19 protein-coding genes are annotated in these 20,201 nt (G+C 53.2%); 12 read left to right on the top strand and 7 right to left on the bottom strand.

Going from position 1 to position 20,201, the window contains the following annotated elements; genetic code table 11:
* Window positions 1–15: 15 nt before the first annotated feature.
* From L1X57_RS02925 to L1X57_RS02910, 4 genes are read right to left on the bottom strand one after another with little or no spacing between them, the layout of a single operon-like run.
* A complete protein-coding gene (locus L1X57_RS02925) occupies window positions 16–651 on the bottom strand; it encodes an ATP-binding cassette domain-containing protein (RefSeq protein ID WP_234667913.1) in 636 nt (211 codons plus the stop codon).
* On the bottom strand, window positions 648–2,330 hold the full coding sequence (locus tag L1X57_RS02920; RefSeq protein WP_009724177.1) for an ABC transporter permease: 1,683 nt from the start codon (window positions 2,328–2,330) through the stop codon (window positions 648–650). The genes L1X57_RS02925 and L1X57_RS02920 overlap by 4 nt, the downstream gene beginning before the upstream one ends.
* Complete coding sequence (locus L1X57_RS02915) at window positions 2,331–3,548, bottom strand: ABC transporter substrate-binding protein (protein ID WP_009724178.1); 1,218 nt, start codon at window positions 3,546–3,548, stop codon at window positions 2,331–2,333.
* Between the two features lie 23 nt (window positions 3,549–3,571).
* Window positions 3,572–4,606 (bottom strand): aminoglycoside phosphotransferase family protein, encoded by a 1,035-nt coding sequence (locus L1X57_RS02910; RefSeq protein ID WP_009724179.1) that lies wholly within the window; start codon window positions 4,604–4,606, stop codon window positions 3,572–3,574.
* A 253-nt stretch (window positions 4,607–4,859) separates the two neighbouring features.
* Here L1X57_RS02910 and L1X57_RS02905 point away from each other — a divergent pair, with 253 nt between their 5' ends.
* The 9 genes from L1X57_RS02905 to L1X57_RS02865 all read left to right on the top strand — a co-directional run bounded on the left by L1X57_RS02905 (window position 4,860) and on the right by L1X57_RS02865 (window position 13,392).
* On the top strand, window positions 4,860–5,351 hold the full coding sequence (locus tag L1X57_RS02905) for an Lrp/AsnC family transcriptional regulator (RefSeq protein ID WP_009724180.1): 492 nt from the start codon (window positions 4,860–4,862) through the stop codon (window positions 5,349–5,351).
* Window positions 5,352–5,604: 253 nt separating this feature from the next.
* Window positions 5,605–6,783 carry a glycine cleavage T C-terminal barrel domain-containing protein gene (locus tag L1X57_RS02900; protein ID WP_009724181.1) on the top strand — a complete coding sequence of 393 codons (1,179 nt, stop codon included), beginning with the start codon at window positions 5,605–5,607 and terminating at the stop codon, window positions 6,781–6,783.
* 60 nt (window positions 6,784–6,843) lie between these two features.
* Entirely contained in the window at window positions 6,844–7,326 is a 483-nt protein-coding gene (locus tag L1X57_RS02895) for a methylenetetrahydrofolate reductase C-terminal domain-containing protein (RefSeq protein ID WP_009724182.1), read from the top strand.
* On the top strand, window positions 7,316–8,353 hold the full coding sequence (locus L1X57_RS02890) for a methylenetetrahydrofolate reductase (RefSeq protein ID WP_143759770.1): 1,038 nt from the start codon (window positions 7,316–7,318) through the stop codon (window positions 8,351–8,353). The genes L1X57_RS02895 and L1X57_RS02890 overlap by 11 nt, the downstream gene beginning before the upstream one ends.
* A 113-nt stretch (window positions 8,354–8,466) precedes the next feature.
* The gene (gene purU, locus L1X57_RS02885; RefSeq protein ID WP_009724184.1) at window positions 8,467–9,342 is read left to right on the top strand and encodes a formyltetrahydrofolate deformylase; all 876 of its coding nucleotides are present in this window, start codon (window positions 8,467–8,469) and stop codon (window positions 9,340–9,342) included.
* Window positions 9,343–9,359: 17 nt separating this feature from the next.
* Window positions 9,360–10,262 carry a bifunctional methylenetetrahydrofolate dehydrogenase/methenyltetrahydrofolate cyclohydrolase FolD gene (gene folD, locus L1X57_RS02880; RefSeq protein WP_009724185.1) on the top strand — a complete coding sequence of 301 codons (903 nt, stop codon included), beginning with the start codon at window positions 9,360–9,362 and terminating at the stop codon, window positions 10,260–10,262.
* A gap of 128 nt (window positions 10,263–10,390) precedes the next feature.
* Entirely contained in the window at window positions 10,391–10,840 is a 450-nt protein-coding gene (locus L1X57_RS02875; RefSeq protein ID WP_009724186.1) for an OsmC family protein, read from the top strand.
* A gap of 40 nt (window positions 10,841–10,880) precedes the next feature.
* A complete protein-coding gene (locus L1X57_RS02870) occupies window positions 10,881–11,681 on the top strand; it encodes an enoyl-CoA hydratase (RefSeq protein WP_039869466.1) in 801 nt (266 codons plus the stop codon).
* A gap of 76 nt (window positions 11,682–11,757) precedes the next feature.
* Complete coding sequence (locus tag L1X57_RS02865; RefSeq protein ID WP_009724188.1) at window positions 11,758–13,392, top strand: acyl-CoA synthetase; 1,635 nt, start codon at window positions 11,758–11,760, stop codon at window positions 13,390–13,392.
* A gap of 20 nt (window positions 13,393–13,412) precedes the next feature.
* Here the strand turns inward: L1X57_RS02865 and L1X57_RS02860 are convergent, their stop codons facing one another.
* Both L1X57_RS02860 and L1X57_RS02855 read right to left on the bottom strand, forming a co-directional pair.
* Entirely contained in the window at window positions 13,413–13,667 is a 255-nt protein-coding gene (locus L1X57_RS02860) for a hypothetical protein (RefSeq protein WP_009724189.1), read from the bottom strand.
* A gap of 72 nt (window positions 13,668–13,739) precedes the next feature.
* Entirely contained in the window at window positions 13,740–14,495 is a 756-nt protein-coding gene (locus L1X57_RS02855) for an SDR family oxidoreductase (protein WP_009724190.1), read from the bottom strand.
* A gap of 158 nt (window positions 14,496–14,653) precedes the next feature.
* Here L1X57_RS02855 and L1X57_RS02850 point away from each other — a divergent pair, with 158 nt between their 5' ends.
* The 3 genes from L1X57_RS02850 (at window position 14,654) to L1X57_RS02840 (ending at window position 17,225) form a co-directional block, all read left to right on the top strand.
* The gene (locus tag L1X57_RS02850) at window positions 14,654–15,574 is read left to right on the top strand and encodes a LysR family transcriptional regulator (RefSeq protein WP_009724191.1); all 921 of its coding nucleotides are present in this window, start codon (window positions 14,654–14,656) and stop codon (window positions 15,572–15,574) included.
* Between the two features lie 3 nt (window positions 15,575–15,577).
* The gene (locus L1X57_RS02845; RefSeq protein WP_009724192.1) at window positions 15,578–16,774 is read left to right on the top strand and encodes a low temperature requirement protein A; all 1,197 of its coding nucleotides are present in this window, start codon (window positions 15,578–15,580) and stop codon (window positions 16,772–16,774) included.
* A gap of 103 nt (window positions 16,775–16,877) precedes the next feature.
* Window positions 16,878–17,225 (top strand): hypothetical protein, encoded by a 348-nt coding sequence (locus L1X57_RS02840; protein ID WP_009724193.1) that lies wholly within the window; start codon window positions 16,878–16,880, stop codon window positions 17,223–17,225.
* An 80-nt stretch (window positions 17,226–17,305) separates the two neighbouring features.
* On the opposite strand, the gene L1X57_RS02835 is transcribed toward L1X57_RS02840, so the two are convergent.
* Window positions 17,306–20,167: a valine--tRNA ligase gene (locus tag L1X57_RS02835; protein ID WP_009724194.1), complete on the bottom strand. Its 2,862-nt coding sequence runs from the start codon at window positions 20,165–20,167 to the stop codon at window positions 17,306–17,308.
* Window positions 20,168–20,201 lie beyond the last annotated feature (34 nt).

Raw genomic sequence — 20,201 nt, 5'->3', positions numbered from 1 at the left:
GATTTCGCACCTGGGTTAGCCAAGGGCAATGATTGGTCCTCCGGCGGCATTGGCATCGGCTTCATCATGGGTGACCAGCAGGGTGGGCAGGCCTGCTTCCCGAAGCTGGCCGAACACTAGCGTACGCATCTCCTGGCGCAGTGCGGTGTCCAGTTTGGAAAACGGCTCATCCAGCAGCACGGCACGGGGCTGTGAAAGCAGCAGGCGCATCAGCGCCACCCTGGCTTGCTGGCCGCCGGAAAGAGTCGCCGGATCGCGGTTTTCAAAGCCCGCCAGCCCCACTTGATTCAACGCTTGGGCAACCTGCTGGCGTTTGTCGTTGGCACGGTGTGGCAGGCCAAAGCGACAATTCCCCGCCACACTTAAATGGGGAAATAGCATCGGGTCCTGAAACAGCAGGCCAATGCCACGCTGTTCGGCGGGCAGGGTATCTAGACGTTTATCACCCAGATAGAGTTCACCTTGAGCCTGAAAGGCGGGGGACAAAAAGCCTGCCAGATAGGCCAGCAACGTAGACTTGCCTGAGCCGGAAGGGCCCATCACGGTTAATACTTCGCCAGGCGCAATGTCACGGTGCATTGCCAGCAATGTTTCGCCTGTCAGCGTGATAGACATCTGTTTGATATGCAGCGTTTGAAGGTTGGGGGTCATGCAGCTCCTCGCATCTGGTGGCGTTTTGCCCATACAAGGCGGGGAATCATGAGTGCTAGGCTAAAGCCAATAAAGGGCAGCAGCGCCTGCAACAGCGCTAATACCGCCACTAGTCTTCGATTGCCACCAGACGCCATGGCAACCGCTTCGGTAGTGATGGTGGGTACGCGACCACCCCCCAGCAGCAGTGTTGGCAAATACTGGCCAATACTGACGGCTAAGCTCACTGCGCAGGCGGTGAGTAGCGGGGCCAATAACAGTGGCAGACGCACTTGCCAGAAAGCTCGCCAGGGTGGAACACCCAGCGACAGTGCCACCTGTACCCAGCGTGGGTCCAGCCGCCGGTAGGACTCTGACAGCGATAAATAGAGATACGGCACCACAAACAACAAATGAACGGCCACCACCAAGGCGTGCTGAGGGCGGATGGCAATGCTTTCAGCGGCGACCACTAAGCCAAACAGAAAGGCTACTTGAGGCACAATGAGCGGTAGGTAAAGCAGCCATTGAGCACGCAGTGCAGGCAAGTGGTGGCGCGCTGCATGTTCCAATGTTGCCACGACCAGTACCGCGGCGATAAGCGTCGCGGCCAGCCCCACACTCAGCGTATTCATCAGCGGTGTTGCCACGCCGGGCAGAATGCGCTGCCAATGATCCAGTGTGAACGTGCCCGGCAGCGCATCCGGAAAGCGCCAAAAGCCCGCCACCGAAAACAGCGCCAGCCCGGCTAAGGCACTTATCGCCAGCAGAGTGACGGTTAACAGCAACGCGCGGCCGCCAAACGCAATTGCCGTTGACCCTGATGTCCGCGAGCCGTTGGCCAACCAGCGCTGACAGAGGCACTTGACCCCTTGTTCGCCAAGCCACCAGGTAAGCAGTGCCGCCAGGGTAACGCCGAGCTGCAGCACGGCACCGGCAGACGCCATAAATCGGCGGCTTAAATCGGGATCATTAAACCAGGTGAGCACCGAAACACTCAACGTGGGTGGCAGGGTAGGGCCAAGAATCAACGCCATATCCACCACCGAAGTGGCGTAGGCAATGACGGCGTAAACCGGCAAGCGAATCAATGGGTAAAGCGCAGGGAAAACGCACTTAAGCCAGGCAATGCCAGGCGCGTAGCCCAGCGATCGCGCCAAGGTGACACGTTGTTCAGGGCGCAACTGAGGGAGCGCAGCTAAACTCATCAATAGCAAAAAGGGCACTTCTTTGAGTATCAGGCCCGCCATTAGCGCAAGCCCTAACGGGTCGTTGACGATCAGCAGGTCAGGTGGGCGTTCCCACCCAGTGAGTCCAGGAGAGGCCCAGCGCACCAGCAAGCCTGAAGGCGCAATTAAAAAGGCGAGCCCGAATGCCACGGCTGCGTGGGGAATGGCCAGCAGCGGTGAGACCATTCGCCGAATGGCGCGGTCAATCCAGGTTCCTTGGCTAGCTGCCAGGAACAGCACCACGATAAATAGTGCCACCAAGGTGGTGACCAGACCGCTAAAATAGCTCAGCAGTACGGAACGGTGGAGACCCGCACGCCCCCATAGAGCATGCCATGCTTCTAGATGAACCGTGTCTCCCCCGAGCACCGGTAAATAGCCAAAGGCAGGTAGCAACACCATGCCAAGGCCCGCGCTTACTGGAATAACCAAAAGCGCAATAAGCAGTATAGAGGCTAGCCGAAGGATCAATTAATTAACGCCATAACGCTTAAGCCACGCATCCTGTAGAGCTGTCATCCAGCTGGGATGAGGTTCGGCCAGGGTGTTGGAAAGCGCATCAGCGGGCAGTGCTGATGGGTGGATTTCCCCTTGTTCGAACAGTGCCTTGTCGTTTTCATCTAATTGACCGACTGCCAATACGGTACGGTCGCCCCACATACTAAGCGACTGCTTCTGTGCCTGTGCTTCTGGTGAAAGCAGGAAGTTGGCTAGCGCCATCGCGCCTGCTTTATGAGGAGAATTATAGGGAATCGCGACAAAGTGAACGTTTCCTAGGGTGCCGCCTTCCAGCACATAGCTGCGCACACTCTCTGGAAGCTCATACTCCATCACCGCGACAGCGGCATCTGTCGGGTAAAAGGAGAAGGCTAAGCTGAGCTCTCCATCGCTCATCAATGCGCGCAGGTTAGGGCCCGATTCAGGGAAGCTGCGCCCGCTACGCCACAGGTATGGGTGTAACTCATCCAGATAATCCCACAGAGGTGTGGTGATCTCTGCAAACTCTGTTTCAACCACTGGCGCATAAAGGGCGTCATCTTGATTCGATAATTCAATTAACGCCTGTTTTAAAAAGGTGCTGCCGGTGAAATCGGGAATACGCGGGTAGCTGAACTGCCCAGGATTATCTTTGGCCCACTCCAGTAAATCCGCAATACTTTGCGGTGGCGTTTCAGTTTGAGCGCTGTCGTAGTAGAAAGTGATTTGTGCTTTTCCCCAAGGAGACTCATAGCCTTCAGTAGGCAACGTAAAGTCGGTAACCACTTCTGGATTTTCATCGGAGTGAGTCAAAGAAAAATTAGGCAGGGATTCGGCAAAGGGGCCAAATAGGAGGTCTTGTTCACGCATGGCGGCAAAGTTTTCGCCGTTAATCCAGATTAGGTCGATGCTGCCATTATCATGGTTGCTGGCCTGCTTTTCGCCTAGAACCCGCGCTACGGCGTTACTGGTGTCTTCTAGTTTAACGTGCTCCACCTCGATGCCATATTCGGCCTGCATTTGCTCAGCCACCCAAGCAATATAGCGATTGGTGCGTGCATCACCGCCCCAAGCATTCCAGTAAACGGTTTGGCCTTCGGCGGCTTGCAGTACGGCATCCCAATCATTGGGATCTGGAGCCGCCATGGCGGGCAGCGCCAGTGACAACATGGCAGTGGCGACAGCGGTCATTAGAGTGGTGCGTGGTTTCATCGTACACCTTTAAAATCAGTTGGTTATAGAGATGCTTTTAGGTGGAGAAGTTCATTATGAACATGCTCAATAATCGGCAGTGATAAATAGTGCTCGACCCGGTCGCGAACATGGGCAATGACGTCAGCATCGGTGAGTTCTGCTGACCAGTCCTGGCCACGGTGCTCGGCATCTTTACTTTGCAAATGCTGGGCACGCCATTTGGCGCACCATGTTAATGACCACAGCCAAGTGGCACGTCGGCAGGCAACCAGTGTTTCCGCGCTGGGTGATTTACCCACATGAGCTTGCCAACGCTGATAAAAAGCGACGACGTCTTCCAGAGTAAGCACTGCCTGGCTGTTAATGTCCCAGGTGGTCGAGGTGTAAAGCGAGGTGTGGGCAAGATCAATACCCGGTAGGCCATAGCGGCACTTCTCTAAGTCCACCAGCACCGCGCGTCCCTCTTCAGTGATCAAAAAGTTGCCAGGGTGTGTATCAAAGCTGATCAAGCAGCGCTCGGCATCGGGTAGCGTGACGGGCAGCGCTTCCAGCTCGTCACGAACACGTGCAATAACATCGCTACTCAAGTTGGCTTTTTCCAGCCACTCGGCTTGGCGGCTGACTTCCTCAAGCATGGCCTGCCAAGGGTCATTGGGGGCGAGCAGAGGAGCAGGTTGGCTTGGCGGGGGCAACTGATGCAGGCTGGCCAGGGTTTCGGCAATGCGCGGCAAATCTTCCGGCAGCTGCGCCAAACGTCCCTCAATGGCATCGACCAGCAGCCCGCCACGGGGCAGGGCGTCGCTCACGGGTAAGATGTCATGCAAACGGGGCACGTGGCCACTCTCGCTGGCGCGTTCGTAGCAGGCGGCTTCATAGGCCAGGTTATCGGCCGGTGCTAGGTTCATCTGGCTCTGCTTGGGCAGTCGCGCGACCCAGTCATCGCCATCGCGTTGCATCCAAACATGGTCGTGGGCAAGCCCGGTGTCCGCCATCGGTGAAAGCGACTGGTAAGCGATCTTTGCCTGTTGCAGGGTGTTTTCCAGTGTCTGCAAACGCGCCGCTAATGGTGTTGGCATAGCTTCGTCCGTGTCGGTATATGTTTAGCAATGCCACTTAGTGGCAGTATTGTCGCCAACCTTACATGTTCTGTCGTAAAGAGTGATCAAGGCGCAGCTAAGAGGCGTTAAAATATACGTATTGATAGCCTACCTATGTGCTAAAAAATGGTTGCCTAGCGGTGAGTTTGCTGATGATAACTTAGGATGCGATCTTTATTCTTTGCTGGCATTCATCGGACGATTGCTACTGCTTATTTAGAGCTGAGAATTAATGAAAAAAACTGCTATTGATGCGGCGGATATCCGCATTCTTTGCGCATTACAACAACATGGCCCGCTCAGCAAAATGAAGTTATCAGAGTTGGTCAATCTGTCTCCCACACCCTGTTGGGTGCGTTTTAACCGTTTGAAACAGGCGGGGCTCATACGCGGATACCATGCCGACATCGCACTCAATCAAATCGCGAACGCCTCTAAGGTGGTGGTGACTGTTTCTCTTAAGGAGCATCAGAAATCGGCGTTCGAGCGTTTTGAGCGTTACATCAGTCAAGTGGATGAAATTATCGAGTGTATTGCGACGGGCGGAGGCATGGATTATGTCTTGAAAGTTGTGACCCCAAGTTTAGACGCGTTTCAGCAGGTGATAGACGGCCTTCTCGCCCCAGAGTTGGGAGTAGAACGTTATATGACGTATATCACTACCCGAGAAGTAAAGTCGACCCAGTTGAATCTCGCTTGTCTGATGACGGATAAAAGCCGCTAGGCAACGCCAGCGGCAGTTTCACGACTGCTTTTAGTCTTCTAACCCCAGACCCTCTTCAATTCACCCTGCTAGATATGGCGAGTGAAACAGGCTGCATTATCACTTGTTACCAAGCCATCAAAACTTGGTCTGTTCAGACTTTTCAAACCGGCTTTTTAGGCCGCGTCGGCACGTCATGTACCCCTATAGTGCATATACCGAACGCTTAGTCGTTCGCCAGTATATAAAACACTACAAAAACAAGGTGGTTAGCATGCCAGACGCAACATTAAATAAAGTGGTTAGCATCAATAAGGAAGACGATTTTGGTTTCGGTACACAGATTCGTAAGTCGCCTTACTTTGATGCAACCGTTCGCTGGGGCGCAACGGCGTTTTCGGTCTACAACCATATGTATATCCCTCGCGCATTCGGAGATCCCGAGCAAAACTTCTGGAATTTAGTGAATGACGCGATTTTGTGTGATGTCGCTGCCGAGCGTCAGGTGGAAATTACCGGCCCGGATGCCGCTGAATTTGTGCAGATGATGACGCCGCGCGACTTGTCCTCCATGGCCGTTGGTCAGTGTAAATACATCCTGATGACCAATGCCGAGGGCGGTATTCTGAATGATCCGATTCTACTTCGACTGGCAGAGAACCACTTTTGGATATCGTTAGCCGACAGCGACATGTTGCTGTGGGCGCAGGGGCTTGCTGTTTACTCTGAGCTGGATGTGGCGATCAACGAACCGGATGTCTCTCCTTTGCAGTTACAGGGGCCACGCTCCGGTGACGTGATGAAGGTACTGTTTGGTGACAGCATCATGGATCTTCGCTACTTCTGGTTGCGCGAGGTTGAGCTGAACGGAATTCCGCTGGTTGTGTCGCGAACCGGCTGGTCGAGTGAACTGGGTTACGAGCTCTATTTGCGTGATGGTTCGCGGGGAGATGAACTCTGGGAGACCATCATGGCAGCAGGGCGGCCCTTTGGTTTGCAGCCTGGGCATACGTCGTCAATCCGTCGCATCGAAGGTGGCATGCTTTCCTATCATGCGGATGCGGACATGCATACCAACCCTTACGAATTGGGCATGGATCGTCTAGTAGCCCTGGACATGAAGGCCGACTTTATTGGCAAAGCTGCTTTGCAGCGCATCCAGGCCCAAGGTGTGAGCCGTAAACAGGTTGGGCTATGGATTGACGCCGCGCCACTGAAAGGGCCAAACACTTCTTTCTGGCCGCTTGAGCACAATGGCGAAACCATCGGTAAAGTAACCTCCGCTGTTTACTCCCCGCGCCTGGAGCAGAATATTGCGCTGGCGATGGTGGCGGTTGAATATGCCGAGCTTGGAACAGAGCTGGAAGTGCGTACCGCCAGCGGATCAGCTCGGGCCATTGTTGTCGAGAAACCTTTCTTTGACCCCAAAAAGAAGCTCGCCGTATCCGCATAAGAGCAAGCGCGTGGCCGAGGGCGATTGCTCTCGTTCGCATAGTAGTCACAGGAGCGCTTTATGTATTCCATTCGTCGTTGGGTCGTGCGCCACGCAAGGTTTTTCGAGGTTACTTATCGCCTGTTCGAGCCAGTGGTGGTCAAGTTAGCGCCACTATGGAAGTGGATGGGCTACCAGCGAGCAGAAAAAACCGTTAATACGCTGGAAAAGTTCTCTAAGGAGCTGCTGTTCGATTGCAAGATGTGTGGCCAGTGCGCGCTCAGTTCTACGGGCATGTCGTGCCCTATGAACTGCCCGAAAAGCATGCGAAATGGCCCTTGTGGCGGCGTCTTGCAGAACGGAAATTGTGAAGTGCTTCCCGATAAGCGCTGTGTCTGGGTAGACGCCTGGGAGGGCAGTAAGAAGATGCAGGGTGGCGGCGAGATACACGCTGTTCAGTTGCCGGTTGATCATCGTCTGCAGGGGAGCTCGTCCTGGCTGCGGGTGGCGCGAAAGGCGGCGGAAGAAGCGCCACAACATAAGCGGGGTGAGCATGATGATTAACCACGAGAAAGGCGATGACCGTCAAGTCCCAGGGCCAATGTCATATAGCTCTGCCGGCCGACTGGAGCGGGTATTAAAGGCTGGTTATTTTGCAGTAACCAGTGAGCTGGCACCTCCCGATTCTGCGAACCCTGAAGATGTATATGAGCGGGCGAGCGTCTTTGACGGTTACGTGGACAGCATGAATGCTACAGATGGCTCCGGTGCCAACTGCCATATGTCCAGCGTGGCAATGTGTGCACTGTTGTCACGCGTTGGTTACGACACGGTAATGCAGGTTTCCTGTCGAGATAGAAATCGAATTGCCATTCAAGGCGATGTGTTGGGTGCCGCTGCATTGGGTATCAACAATATCCTATGCCTAACGGGGGATGGCGTTCAGGTAGGAGACCATCCAGAAGCAAAGCCCGTGTTTGACCTCGACTCTATGTCTTTACTAGAGGTTATCGCCGGGTTGCGTGACAAAAAGGCGTTCGTTAGCGGCCGAAAAATAAGTGATCCGCCGCAGGTGTTTTTGGGGGCAGCTGAAAACCCATTTGTTCCGCCGCAGGATTTTCGGCCTTATCGATTGGCTAAAAAAATTGCGGCAGGTGCGCAATTCATTCAAACGCAGTACTGCTTCGACCTACCTCGATTTGAAGTCTTCATGGCTCGCTCACGAGATCTTGGGCTACTCGAAAAGTGCTTTATTTTGCCAGGTGTTGGGCCGCTGGCATCAGCACGCGCAGCAAACTGGATGCGGGATCACGTGCCGGGCGTGCATATTCCTGACACCGTGATTAAACGTCTGGAAGGCGCTCAAGATCAGAAGCAGGAAGGACGTCAGATATGTATCGAGTTAATTCAGAAATTGCGAGAGATACAAGGCGTGAGTGGCGTCCACGTAATGGCTCATCGCCAGGAATCTGCGGTCGCCGACATCATTGAGAAATCCGGCGTATTGCGCGAGCGGCGGCCATGGTTTCCGGGGAGCGACCCGCTACTTGAGGCGCCACATGAATCGCCAGTGGGGCTCAATTCCGGGTGAGACGCGCATAAACGCGGAACGCTTGTTGCTAAATTCTCTTCGAGGCAGAAGCAGCCTTAGTGAGAGTCTAAGCAACACGATATCTCATTATTTACTTGTATAGGCTTTCTGTTGTGACAAAAAATTTAGATCAAACAAATCACTTTGTTCTGACCGTTAGGTGCGAAACAGGACCGGGTATCGTCTCTGGTGTTACCTCATATCTGGCAGATCACGGTTGCAATATCGGCGAATTATCTCAGTTCGACGATAAAATTACCGGACAGTTTTTCATGCGCGCCGTGTTCAACATTTTGCCAAATTCCAGCGTCTCTTTTGCTCAAATACAAGCAGGGTTTGTTGAGTTGGCCGACCGGATTGGTTTGGACTGGAAGATGTATCAGGCCGATCAGCCCGCGCGGGTTTTGATAATGGTATCCCGCTTTGATCACTGTTTACTCGATCTTCTTTATCGGCACCGTAAAGGTGAGTTGAATATCGAAATTACCGCAGTGGTATCTAACCATTTGGACCTGCGGCCCATCGCCGAGCGCGAGGGTATCCGTTTTATTTATCTGCCGGTCACCAAAGAGAACAAATCGGCGCAAGAAGCTGAGCTGATGAAGCTGGTGAATGAAACAGATACCGAGTTGGTTATCCTGGCGCGTTATATGCAAATTCTATCTGACCAGCTGTGTCAGCAGCTGTATGGCCGCGCCATTAATATTCATCACTCTTTTCTACCCGGCTTCAAAGGTGCCAAGCCTTATCATCAGGCGTTCGACCGTGGGGTCAAACTGATCGGCGCGACGGCACATTATGTGACTGCTGACCTAGATGAAGGCCCGATAATCGAACAATCTGTGCAGCCGGTAGATCACGCCTACTATCCAGAAGAGCTGGTTGCGCTAGGCCGTGATACCGAAACTATGGCGCTGACACGTGCCGTAAAGCTTCACGCTGAACGTCGTATTTTTCTCTCGGGTGATAAAACCGTGATTTTTAAATAGCAACAGTGAGACCCCTTATGGCCCAGTTAATAGATGGCAAAGCGCTCTCAATTCAGGTGTTGCAGCAGGTAGCCTCAGACGTTGAGTTGCTCAAGGTTGAGAGCGGCATAGTACCTACGCTAGCCGTGGTACTCGTAGGGGAAGACCCAGCGAGCCAGGTATACGTCAGAAATAAGATGAAGCGGGCGAGGGAAGTGGGCATTGGTTCCAGAGAACACCGTCTGGATGCCGATATAACCCAGAATGAGTTGGAGCTATTGATCGATGCTTTGAACAATGATGCTGACGTACACGGCATTCTGGTTCAGCTACCGCTACCCGCGCATTTTAACGAAGATGCAGTGATTGCATCGATCCACCCGGATAAGGATGTTGATGGTTTTCATCCTCTTAATGTTGGAGCGCTTGCTGCTGGGCGAGACACCCTTGTGCCATGCACGCCACAGGGCTGCATGATCATGCTCAACCAGATCCACCCAGACCTGAGTGGTAAGCATGCTGTGGTGATTGGGCGCTCCAATATTGTAGGCAAGCCGATGGCAATGCTGCTTTTGCAGGCCAACTGTACCGTCACTATCGTCCACTCCCACACTCAGGATATTGAATCCCTGTGCCGCAATGCCGATATCGTCATTGCGGCGGTTGGTCGCAGAGAGCTCGTTGATGCTGACTGGATAAAGCCAGGCGCAACGGTGATTGATGTTGGTATTAACGCTATCGAAATTGATGGTAAGCGCAAACTTATCGGTGATGTGGCGTTTGAGGCGGTTGCCGGCGTTGCTGGGGCTATCACGCCAGTGCCTGGAGGGGTGGGGCCGATGACGATTGCTTGCTTACTGCTCAATACAACGCGTGCCGTTAAACGTCAGTTGCCCCGTTCTACCGTGATGCAGTTTGGTGTCGAGGTTGAAAATAGCTAGCGGACGCCAACCGGGGTGATACAGGTGTCGAGCTTGGTTCTTCTATACAGCCTTTTCTATACATCTTTTTCTATAAAAGCTTCGTTTTTTTAAGCAGTAATTAAATAAAACAACAAGGAGTGATCGCTATGTCCATTCATGAAGCAGCTATTACGTGGCAGCACGCCCCTCATGAGTCTGAAGCTAATACCTACTCGCGTAACCATATCGTTGCACTGAATGGCCGCCAGGAAGTGAATGTTTCTGCGTCAGTTGAGTTTAAAGGCGATGCCAATTGTGCCGACCCGGAGCAGATGCTGATAAGCGCCGTCTCCAGTTGCCACATGCTTTTTTTTCTGGCGATTGCCGAAATGCAGGGCCTTAAGGTGACGTCTTATCAGGATGATCCGAAAGGCTATCTGGAGCGCAACGACAAGAAAGGTATGGCAATTACGCGCATTGAATTGTCGCCACGCATCACGTTTGGAGGCGATAAAGTGCCGGAACAGGAGACCATCAATAAAATTCACAGCAAAGCCCATAGCAGCTGTTTTATACGCAACTCAGTCACCGCTGAGGTAACCATCAACGCGGTGTAGCCTGCTTGCCTTAATCAGCCATTTCCAGTGGGAGTTGATAATGAACCACACGAACGCATCACAGGACATTCTGCTAAGGGAGGACAAGCAAGGCGCTGTCTACCTCACTTTGAATCGGCCGGAGAGGTTCAACACTCTTTCGGAGGTCATGTTGTCTGCGTTGCAGCACGAGTTAGACGCTATCGCTGTCGACCCTGCTGCGCGCTGCGTAGTGATTGGCAGTAATGGGCGTGGGTTTTGTGCTGGTCATGATCTGAAGGAAATGCGCTCGAATCCTGAACAAGCCTACTACCAAACGTTATTTCGTAACTGTAGCCGCTTGATGCAGAGCATCGTCAAACTGCCGGTGCCAGTGATCGCCAGAGTGCAAGGTATGGCCACGGCGGCGGGGTGTCAGTTAGTGGCCAGCTGCGATCTGGCCATTGCTGGCCGTTCCGCAAGTTTTGCGGTGTCAGGTATCAATGTTGGACTGTTCTGCTCAACCCCTGCAGTGGCGTTATCGCGCTGTGTTGCCCCCAAACAGGCATTCGATATGCTGATATCAGGCGAGTTTATTGATGCAGAGACGGCGATGGCGTGGGGGCTGGTGAGTGATGTCAGTGAAGACGCTGACCTGGACGTGGCGGTGGCCGATAAGGTGGCGCAGATTCTGAGCAAGAGTCCGGCGGCGGTGCGTTATGGCAAGTCTATGTTCCATGCTCAGCGTCAGATGAGTCTGGCTGATGCCTATGACTTTGCCGGTAATGTAATGGCCGAAAACATGCTTAACCCAGATGCCCAAAACGGAGTAGACGCCTTCTTAGACAAGCGTAAACCCATTTGGGAACAACCTGGCCAATGAACGATTGGTGCAGGGCGTCTCGTGTCAGTTGAAGGCCAAGTTATGAGCCATTGCTAACAATAAAAGGGAAAAGACCATGAGTAATATTTGTCATTTCAATGAAGCGCTGGAGAAAACAGCGGCGAACCATGTGCCACTTTCTCCCTTGAGCTTTATTCGCCGCACGGCGGCGGTCTACCCTGACCGGACGGCATTGGTTTATAACGAATCGCGTTATAGTTGGCAGCAAACCTATGCTCGCTGCTGTCAGTTGGCGTCACTGTTGACCCATCTGGGTATCCATAAAGGCGATACGGTGGCTGTCATGCTACCCAATGTTCCTGCCATGTATGAAGCGCATTTCGGCATTCCCATGGTGGGAGCGGTGCTGAATGCGATCAATATCCGTCTTGATCCAGAAGCCGTCGCTTTCATTCTTCAACATAGCCGCTCACGCCTGCTGCTGGTGGACCCAGAGTACGTGGATGTGGTTGAGAAAGCGCTTGATCAGTTGGAAGGGCCAGCGCCACAGGTGATCAATGTGTCGGATCCGAGTCAGGGCGAAGAGCGCTGGATTGGAGGCCTGGAGTATGAAGTACTGCTGACGAATCAACCCGCTCGGTACGACTGGCAGCTACCCGATGACGAATGGGATGCCATTGCGCTGGGGTATACCTCGGGGACTACTGGCAACCCTAAAGGTGTTGTTAGCCACCATCGCGGTGCTTATCTAAATGCGGTCAGCAATGCGCTTTCCTGGACGCTGCCCGCTAACGTGATCTATCTGTGGACACTGCCGATGTTTCATTGCAATGGCTGGTGTTTCCCATGGACGCTGGCCGCCATTGGCGGCACCAATGTCTGTTTGCGTAAAGTGGATCCTGAGCACATCCTGACGTTAATCAAAGAACAAGGCGTCACTCATTACTGTGGTGCGCCGATTGTTCACTCTATGATTGCCGATGCCGCGACGGCACGCAGTGAGCTGATTGAACATAAAGTCTACGGGCTGATTGCTGGCGCCGCACCGCCTGCATCCGTGCTTGAGCGGATGGAAAAAATCGGTATCGAGCTTACCCATGTTTACGGCCTGACAGAGACTTACGGCCCGGCCTCAGTTTGCACCAAGCAAACTGAGTGGGCGCAATGCTCCTTAGAAGAGCGGGTTCGGCTTAATGGCCGTCAGGGCGTCGCTTACCCACTGCAGGAGGAGATGGCGGTGCTCGACTCGGAAACAATGGCGCCTGTCCCTGCCGATGGCAAAACGATCGGCGAAATCATGTTCCGCGGTAATATCGTCATGAAAGGGTATCTACGCAATGAAGCGGCCACTCGCGAGGCGTTTGCTGGTGGCTGGTTTCACTCCGGTGACCTGGCTGTTATAGAGCCAGACGGTTATGTAAAGATCCGTGATCGATTAAAGGATGTCATTATCTCGGGGGGAGAAAACATCTCTTCACTGGAAGTGGAAGACATCGTGCAGCGTCATCCAGACGTAGAGTTTGTCGCTGTTGTTGCCATGACAGATGACAAGTGGGGAGAGGTTCCTGCTGCCTTCGTTCAGCTGCGTTCTGGCAGTGAGCTTAGCGAAGACGCCCTGATCCGCTTCTGTCGCGAGCAAATCAGTCATTACAAGGCGCCTAAAAAAATCATCTTTGGGCAGCTACCCACCACAGCAACTGGCAAAATTCAGAAGTTTCAGCTTCGCCAGCAGCTTGAAAAAGCCCGTTAGCCTGAATTCATTGAGAGCGATCAGAGGTACTTTTTCTTAATCAGGTAGGCAGTGATGATGGGGACTAAGAAAACGATCAAAAAGAACGGCAACTCATACATTAATGAGTATCCTGCGTGAACTACGCCGACCCATAGATTGATACAAGCAGCGAGTAACCAGAGAACCGCAAAGACAATGAAATAGTGGGGGCGGAAAGCAGGTGCCAGCCTGGCCGCAAATGCCAGAATAGCAACGAGTACTAAGCCAGCGCAGATAATCATTACTGTATGCATATGCACCTCCAGTGCAAGATAACGTTTTAATTATGCAGAATCGGCTGGCGTTCGGCCAGCCGATTTGACTGATCAGCGCGTTGTATAGCCGCCATTGGCAAAGATGGTTTGGCCGGTAATCCACCAGCCGTCGGTCGCCAGGAAACGAATAATCGGGGAAATGTCTTCGATTTTGGTAAGGTCCCCATTCAGTGATTGGGATTTATGGTATCCCACCCGTTCTGGAGTTTCCTGCCCGTAGAAGAAAGGAGTGTCCATGGGGCCGGGGCCAACGGCGGTTACCGAAATGCCACGCCCTGCGAACTCTTTGGCCGCCGCACGGGTGAAATGCTCTACGGGCGACTTGCCACCAGCATAAGTGGAATAGCCATCAGTAAAGGCTGCAAGCAGGGAAGTGACAACAGTGATAATTTTTCCATTGTCATTCAGATGTTTGCCTGCTTCCTTAATAAAGAAATACGCCGCCTTGGCATTGATGTCGAACATGGTGTCATATTCGTCTTCACTCGTCTCGATGATAGGCTTGCGTAGCACCATACCTGCTGTGTTGACGGCAACGTCGATACCGCCGAACTTGTCTTTAGCTTCTAGAAACAGAGCCTCTACACTGGCTGGCCGGGTTAAGTCACCTTGGGTCATGTAGGCGTCGCCACCCAAGCCTTTTACCGCATTAACCGTTTCTTCCGCGTCAGCACGGGTGGCATCGCTGTTGTAATGCACCACAACCTTCGCACCCTCTTTAGCCACTTCACGGCTTAGGAGGCCGCCGAGGTTTTTCGCACCGCCAGCGATAAGCACTACTTTGTTTTTAAAATCGTATGTCGCCATGTTGATTACCTTCTTGGTATTTTGAGATCAAATGTATTTGCTGTTACGCCGAGCATTGACATCGGCTTGCAGATTCATTCTCGCTAGGCTGGGCATTGGTATAAACCGGCGTAAACTGACAGCATTTGTCGAGAATCACGAACAGTAAGGTGAGGGAAATGGATCGGCTGGAAAGGCTGCATGTTTTTATCCGTGTGGTGGATTGCATGAGCTTCACCCGTGCTGCGGAGAGCCTGAGTATTCCTCGCTCTACGGTATCGACAGCGGTGAAAAATTTAGAGAGCAAGCTGGGAACTCGCCTGATTAATCGGACGACGCGGGCGCTTGATATCACCGAAGAGGGGCAACTGCTGTACAAGCAGGCGCTGTTACTGTTGGAGGATTACGAGCGGTTAACAGGTGCGTTTCCCGCGGAAGCGGGGCGCCCCAGCGGCAAACTGCGCATTAATGTTCCAGGGCGCCTAGGCCGCCGAGTGCTAGTACCTGCGCTGCCAGACTTCCTTGACCGATACCCAGATATCGATATTCAAATGGGAGTGACTGATCGAGCGGTTGATTTGGTAGGCGAGGGAGTAGATTGTGTGATTCGAGTGGGCGAGCTGGCAGACAGTAATCTTATTGCCCGACCGCTTGGTAGTTTGCCGCTGTGCAATTGTGCGAGCCCTGCTTATCTAGCCCGCTTTGGCATGCCTAAGACGATTGCGGATCTATCCGCTCACCGCATTGTTGCGTTCGTTTCGTCCATCTCAGGCAGTGTTGAGAGCTGGGAGTATCAGCAAGGAGGTCAAGTAGAGAGTGTATTGCTTCCTGCTCGCGTCACCGTGAACACGGCAGAAGCGCTCATTGCTGGTGCACTGGCTGGTTTGGGGCTGATTCAGGTCCCACATTACGATGTGCGTCATCACCTGGATGCGGGAAGCTTGGTTAACGTTCTGCCTATGACGGTACCCGAGCCTATGCCCATCTCTTTGTTGTATCCACATCGTGAGCATATGACGCGGCGTCTTGAAGCATTTATAGACTGGGTAGTGCCGATATTACAGAGCCAAGTGTTGAGGTCGTCAAATCAGGAGCCATGATCAATGACGTTAAGAAATTTTCCTGTCTGGCGTCAACCGCGCCACCACATGGATGCTGAGGATTCCAACGACCATGTCCATTGGGTAGAGCTGTTTTTTGATTTAGTGCACGTCGTTACCATCTTTATGTTGGGTAATTTCCTGTCTAGCCACCTTGATATTCATGGGTTTTTGGTTTTTTCAGCCATGTTTTTGGCGGTCTTCTTCGCCTGGGCTGACAGTTCTGTCTACAACTCGCTATATATCTCGACAGACATTCCCCACCGAACGATTATGGCGTTTCAGATAGTGACCATGATGGTCATCGCGGCAGCGATTCCGGAAATTCTAGAGGGTGGGTGGGTCTATTTCGCTCTTGGCTATGCTTTCAATCGGGCGTTGACGGCTTATCTATACTGGCGGGCTAGGCGTGTGGGAGCAGAAACAACGTCACTAGCTGCCGAACAGGGGCGTAATTTCTTTATACTTGCCGGGCTGTTTGCCCTGTCCGCTGTGTTACCTCGACCAGTTGGCTACTGGGTCTTTGGCGCTGGCATTGTACTGATACAGTTGCAGTACATGATGCCGCGTGTAGGTACGCTGCGCTTTGAGCGTTTTCGTCCGCGACTGCACCACATCTCGGAGCGGTTCGGGTTGCTGATGCTGATTTTGTTAGGCGAAGGCTTCTTTAAATTGGTCGTTACCCTTAGCGATAAAAGTATTAGTACGGTGGGGCTGGATACGCTGGTTAACTTTATTATGGGTGGTTTTTCCCTGTTTGCGTTGGCCTGGATCTACTTCGATTGTGTGGGAAATGCTCAGCCTAAAAGCCAGAAAACATCCTTTACAGTAACGTATTGGCTTACCCATATTGTCATCATGTGGAGCGCGGTGCTGATTGGAGTAGCGTTGGCTGGCGAGGTTTATGTTGGGTTTATGGAACCTTATCCATTGGGTTATGGCATGGTCGGTAATATTGGTTTGGTGGTCTTTTTGTGCGCTCTTTGGATCTTGCAGCATACGGTAGAAGGGCGTGATATAACCCGGCGTTATCACTCTGCTGGCGTCAGAGTCTTTGGCATCGCCACTGCCTTGCTACTATTCGTTATCTTCCCCAACGTACCATCCATTGTGGCTAACCTTGTCTGGGGAGTGGCGCTGTTTTCCCAGGTTGCTGTGCCCTTTTATCGTGCTGTACGTGATGGTGGGGTTCAAGCGTAGTGGCTTAGGTGTCGATTTGATGATAGCTCAGAATAGAAGGCTTACTGACCTAAAGAATATCGGCAGTAAAATTGCTGGCTACTTGAAACCGTAAGGGTTGTGAATGCATGACACGGCAATTGTATTGGGTTCAACCGGGGCTATTGGCAAACAGTTAGTCACCCAATTAACCCAACGAGAAGAACTCGCCCATGTCATCGTACTGATGCGTCGTGAGTTGACGGTGTCGCAGTTTTTTCCGGCGGCTATTTCCTCCAAAATTAGCCTTCGTGTGATTGATTTTGAAAAGCTGGAAGAGCAGGCGGCGGGTAAAGCGGTACGCCCTATTGCAACACGGCGGGTTGCAGCGGCAATGATTGACGTGGCGTTTAGTGGTGAGCCGACTCAGCCGACGTTTGTGCTATCAAATGCTGCTATGCACTCAATATCGTGCTCTTTGACTAGTGGCTAGCGTTGATTAAGAAGTGAGTTAACATCCAGAACGGCACCTCGCGGTGCCGTTTTGGTTTCGGCTGTGTTAGCTAACCCGTTTTACAGCGCCGCGATCTTCGCTTGTTGCTCTTCCAGAAGCTTTTTGGCAGCTTGGAATTCAGCGAGTTTGCCACGCTCTTTTTCCACCACGGCTTCCGGGGCTTTGGCGATAAAGCCTTCGTTGCCGAGCTTCTTCTCGATACCGCCGATCAACTTGTCCTGCTTTTCAATTTCTTTAGCTAGGCGTTTTAGTTCGGCGTCTTTGTCGATCAGATCCGCCATGGGCACCAGCACTTCCATGTCACCCACTAACTGGGTGGCTGAAAGCGGTGCGTCGTCTGGGTTGGATAGCCAGGTGGCGCTTTCCAACTTAGCCAGCTTGGCTAGGAAGTGGCGGTTGCTTTCCAGGCGTTCGGCGTCTTCCGGTTTACCTTTGGTGAGCAGTACGTCCAGCGGCTTACCGGGGGCAATATTCATCTCAGCGCGGATGTTACGCACTGCGATAATCACGCCTTTCAGCCATTCGATATCCCGAGTGGCCTGTTCGTCGATTTTGCTTTCGTCGGCTTCCGGCCAGGCTTGGAGCATGATCGACGCGCCATCACCGACGAAGGTGCCTGCCAGCGGGGCAACGCGCTGCCAGATCTCTTCTGAGATATAGGGCATCATCGGATGAGCGAGGCGCAGAATGGTTTCCAGTACGCGCACTAGCGTACGGCGGGTGCCACGTTTGGCTTCTGCACTGGCGTTTTCGTCCCACAATACCGGCTTGGAAAGCTCCAGGTACCAGTCGCAGTACTCGTTCCAGACAAACTCATACAGCGCTTGGGAGGCGTGGTCGAAGCGGTACTCGTCCATCGCTTTGGTGACCTGGGCTTCGGTTTTCTGTAGTTGGGAAATAATCCAGCGGTCGGCCAGCGAAAGCTCAACCTCACCAACGCCTTGTCCTTCAATAGAAACGCCGCAATCTTCACCTTCGGCATTCATAAGCACGTAGCGTGAAGCGTTCCACAGCTTGTTGCAGAAGTTGCGGTAGCCATCCAGGCGGTTCATATCAAACTTGATATCGCGCCCGGTGGTTGCCTGGGAAAGGAACGTAAAGCGCAGGGCATCGGTGCCGTGGGCTTCAATGCCGTCTTTAAATTCGTCCTTGGTCGCTTTGGCAATGGCTTTGGCCTGTTTCGGCTGCATCATATTACCGGTGCGCTTTTCAAGCAGCGCATCCAGGCTGATGCCGTCAATCAGGTCGATGGGGTCCAGCACATTGCCCTTGGATTTGGACATTTTCTGACCCTGACCATCGCGTACCAAGCCGTGCACATAGACGGTTTTGAACGGTACTTCGCCAGTGAACTTGAGGGTCATCATGATCATCCGAGCGACCCAGAAGAAGATGATGTCAAAACCGGTCACCAACACGCTGGAGGGGTGGAAGGTTTCCAGTTCTGGGGTTTTTTCCGGCCAACCTAGCGTGCCAAACGTCCATAGGCCCGAGCTGAACCACGTGTCGAGGACGTCTTCGTCTTGGGTCAGTGTCACCTCTGCACCTAAGCCGTGCTTCTCGCGGGCTTCCTCTTCGCTACGGGCAACGTACACATTGCCTTCGGCGTCGTACCAGGCGGGAATGCGGTGGCCCCACCACAGCTGGCGGGAGATACACCAGTCTTGTAGGTCGCGCATCCAAGCGAAGTACATATTTTCGTAGTTCTTCGGTACGAACTGGATATCGCCGTTTTCCACCGCTTCAATGGCGGGCTTGGCCAGGGTTTCTACCGCAACAAACCATTGATCAGTGAGCAGCGGCTCAATCACATCGCCAGAGCGGTCGCCATAGGGCAGGGTGTTGTTAACTGCTTCCACCTGTTCCAGTAGGCCCAGGGCGTCCATATCGGCCACAATCTGCTTGCGCGCTTCAAAACGGTCCAGCCCTGCGTACTTGGCGGGCAGGCTGGCGTCTTCGTCGGGCTGGGGAGTGCCTTTCAGGTCAAAGATTTCAGCGCGCTCAAGGATGGTGGCATCCTTGGTGAATACATTGATCAGCAGGTGGTTCTGGCGCTTGCCGACTTCGTAGTCATTGAAGTCGTGGGCCGGGGTGATCTTCACGCAGCCGGAGCCTTTTTCCATATCGGCGTGCTCGTCGGCAACGATAGGAATGCGGCGGCCGACCAGCGGCAATTCGATAAATTTGCCGACCAGCGAGGCATAGCGGGCGTCGTCGGGGTTAACCGCGACACCTGTATCGCCTAGTAAAGTTTCGGGGCGAGTGGTTGCCACGACCAGATAATCTTTACCATCGGTGGTTTTGACGCCATCGGCCAGTGGGTAGCGGAAGTGCCAGAAGCTGCCCTGCTGATCTTTGTTTTCCACTTCCAGGTCGGAAATCGCGGTGTGCAGGGTCGGGTCCCAGTTCACTAGGCGTTTGCCACGGTAGATCAACTTTTCTTCGTGCAAGCGCACGAACACTTCTTGCACGGCTTTATAGAAGCCGTCATCCATGGTGAAGCGCTCGCGGGACCAATCAACGCTGGCGCCCATGCGGCGCAACTGGCGGGTGATGTGGCCGCCGGACTCCTCTTTCCACTCCCACACCTTGTCGATAAACGCATCGCGTCCCAGGTCGTGGCGGGTTTTGCCTTCTTCCGCGGCAATTTTACGCTCAACCAGCATTTGCGTGGCGATACCGGCGTGGTCGGTGCCTACCTGCCACAGGGTGTTGTTGCCCTGCATCCGTTTCCAGCGCGTCAGGGTATCCATAATGGTGTCCTGGAACGCGTGGCCCATGTGCAGGCTGCCGGTCACGTTAGGCGGTGGAATCATGATCGAAAACGGCTTACCGCGGCCTGTTGGGGCGAAGCGGTTGTCGGCTTCCCAGCGTTCGTACCAGCGGGTTTCGATCTGTTCGGGTTGGTAGGTCTTTTCCATGGGGAGTCGGCTCACGGCTTGCAAAAAAATGGTG

The sequence above is a fragment of the Halomonas sp. TD01 genome (assembly GCF_923868895.1).
GTDB lineage: Bacteria > Pseudomonadota > Gammaproteobacteria > Pseudomonadales > Halomonadaceae > Vreelandella.
The sequence above is the reverse complement of the archived record's forward strand: the minus strand, read 5'-3'. Positions and strand labels throughout refer to the sequence as shown.

Excerpts from the sequence above, each read along its gene's own strand:
- L1X57_RS02875 (WP_009724186.1), top strand. The coding sequence starts at position 10,391 with ATGTCCATTCATGAAGCAGCTATTACGTGGCAGCACGCCCCTCATGAG.
- L1X57_RS02910 (WP_009724179.1), bottom strand. The coding sequence starts at position 4,606 with ATGCCAACACCATTAGCGGCGCGTTTGCAGACACTGGAAAACACCCTG.
- L1X57_RS02905 (WP_009724180.1), top strand. The coding sequence starts at position 4,860 with ATGAAAAAAACTGCTATTGATGCGGCGGATATCCGCATTCTTTGCGCA.
- L1X57_RS02855 (WP_009724190.1), bottom strand. The coding sequence starts at position 14,495 with ATGGCGACATACGATTTTAAAAACAAAGTAGTGCTTATCGCTGGCGGT.
- L1X57_RS02900 (WP_009724181.1), top strand. The coding sequence starts at position 5,605 with ATGCCAGACGCAACATTAAATAAAGTGGTTAGCATCAATAAGGAAGAC.
- L1X57_RS02840 (WP_009724193.1), top strand. The coding sequence starts at position 16,878 with ATGCATGACACGGCAATTGTATTGGGTTCAACCGGGGCTATTGGCAAA.
- L1X57_RS02845 (WP_009724192.1), top strand. The coding sequence starts at position 15,578 with ATGACGTTAAGAAATTTTCCTGTCTGGCGTCAACCGCGCCACCACATG.
- L1X57_RS02865 (WP_009724188.1), top strand. The coding sequence starts at position 11,758 with ATGAGTAATATTTGTCATTTCAATGAAGCGCTGGAGAAAACAGCGGCG.
- L1X57_RS02835 (WP_009724194.1), bottom strand. The coding sequence starts at position 20,167 with ATGGAAAAGACCTACCAACCCGAACAGATCGAAACCCGCTGGTACGAA.
- L1X57_RS02870 (WP_039869466.1), top strand. The coding sequence starts at position 10,881 with ATGAACCACACGAACGCATCACAGGACATTCTGCTAAGGGAGGACAAG.
- L1X57_RS02850 (WP_009724191.1), top strand. The coding sequence starts at position 14,654 with ATGGATCGGCTGGAAAGGCTGCATGTTTTTATCCGTGTGGTGGATTGC.
- L1X57_RS02925 (WP_234667913.1), bottom strand. The coding sequence starts at position 651 with ATGACCCCCAACCTTCAAACGCTGCATATCAAACAGATGTCTATCACG.
- L1X57_RS02890 (WP_143759770.1), top strand. The coding sequence starts at position 7,316 with ATGATGATTAACCACGAGAAAGGCGATGACCGTCAAGTCCCAGGGCCA.
- L1X57_RS02915 (WP_009724178.1), bottom strand. The coding sequence starts at position 3,548 with ATGAAACCACGCACCACTCTAATGACCGCTGTCGCCACTGCCATGTTG.
- folD (WP_009724185.1), top strand. The coding sequence starts at position 9,360 with ATGGCCCAGTTAATAGATGGCAAAGCGCTCTCAATTCAGGTGTTGCAG.
- L1X57_RS02895 (WP_009724182.1), top strand. The coding sequence starts at position 6,844 with ATGTATTCCATTCGTCGTTGGGTCGTGCGCCACGCAAGGTTTTTCGAG.
- L1X57_RS02860 (WP_009724189.1), bottom strand. The coding sequence starts at position 13,667 with ATGCATACAGTAATGATTATCTGCGCTGGCTTAGTACTCGTTGCTATT.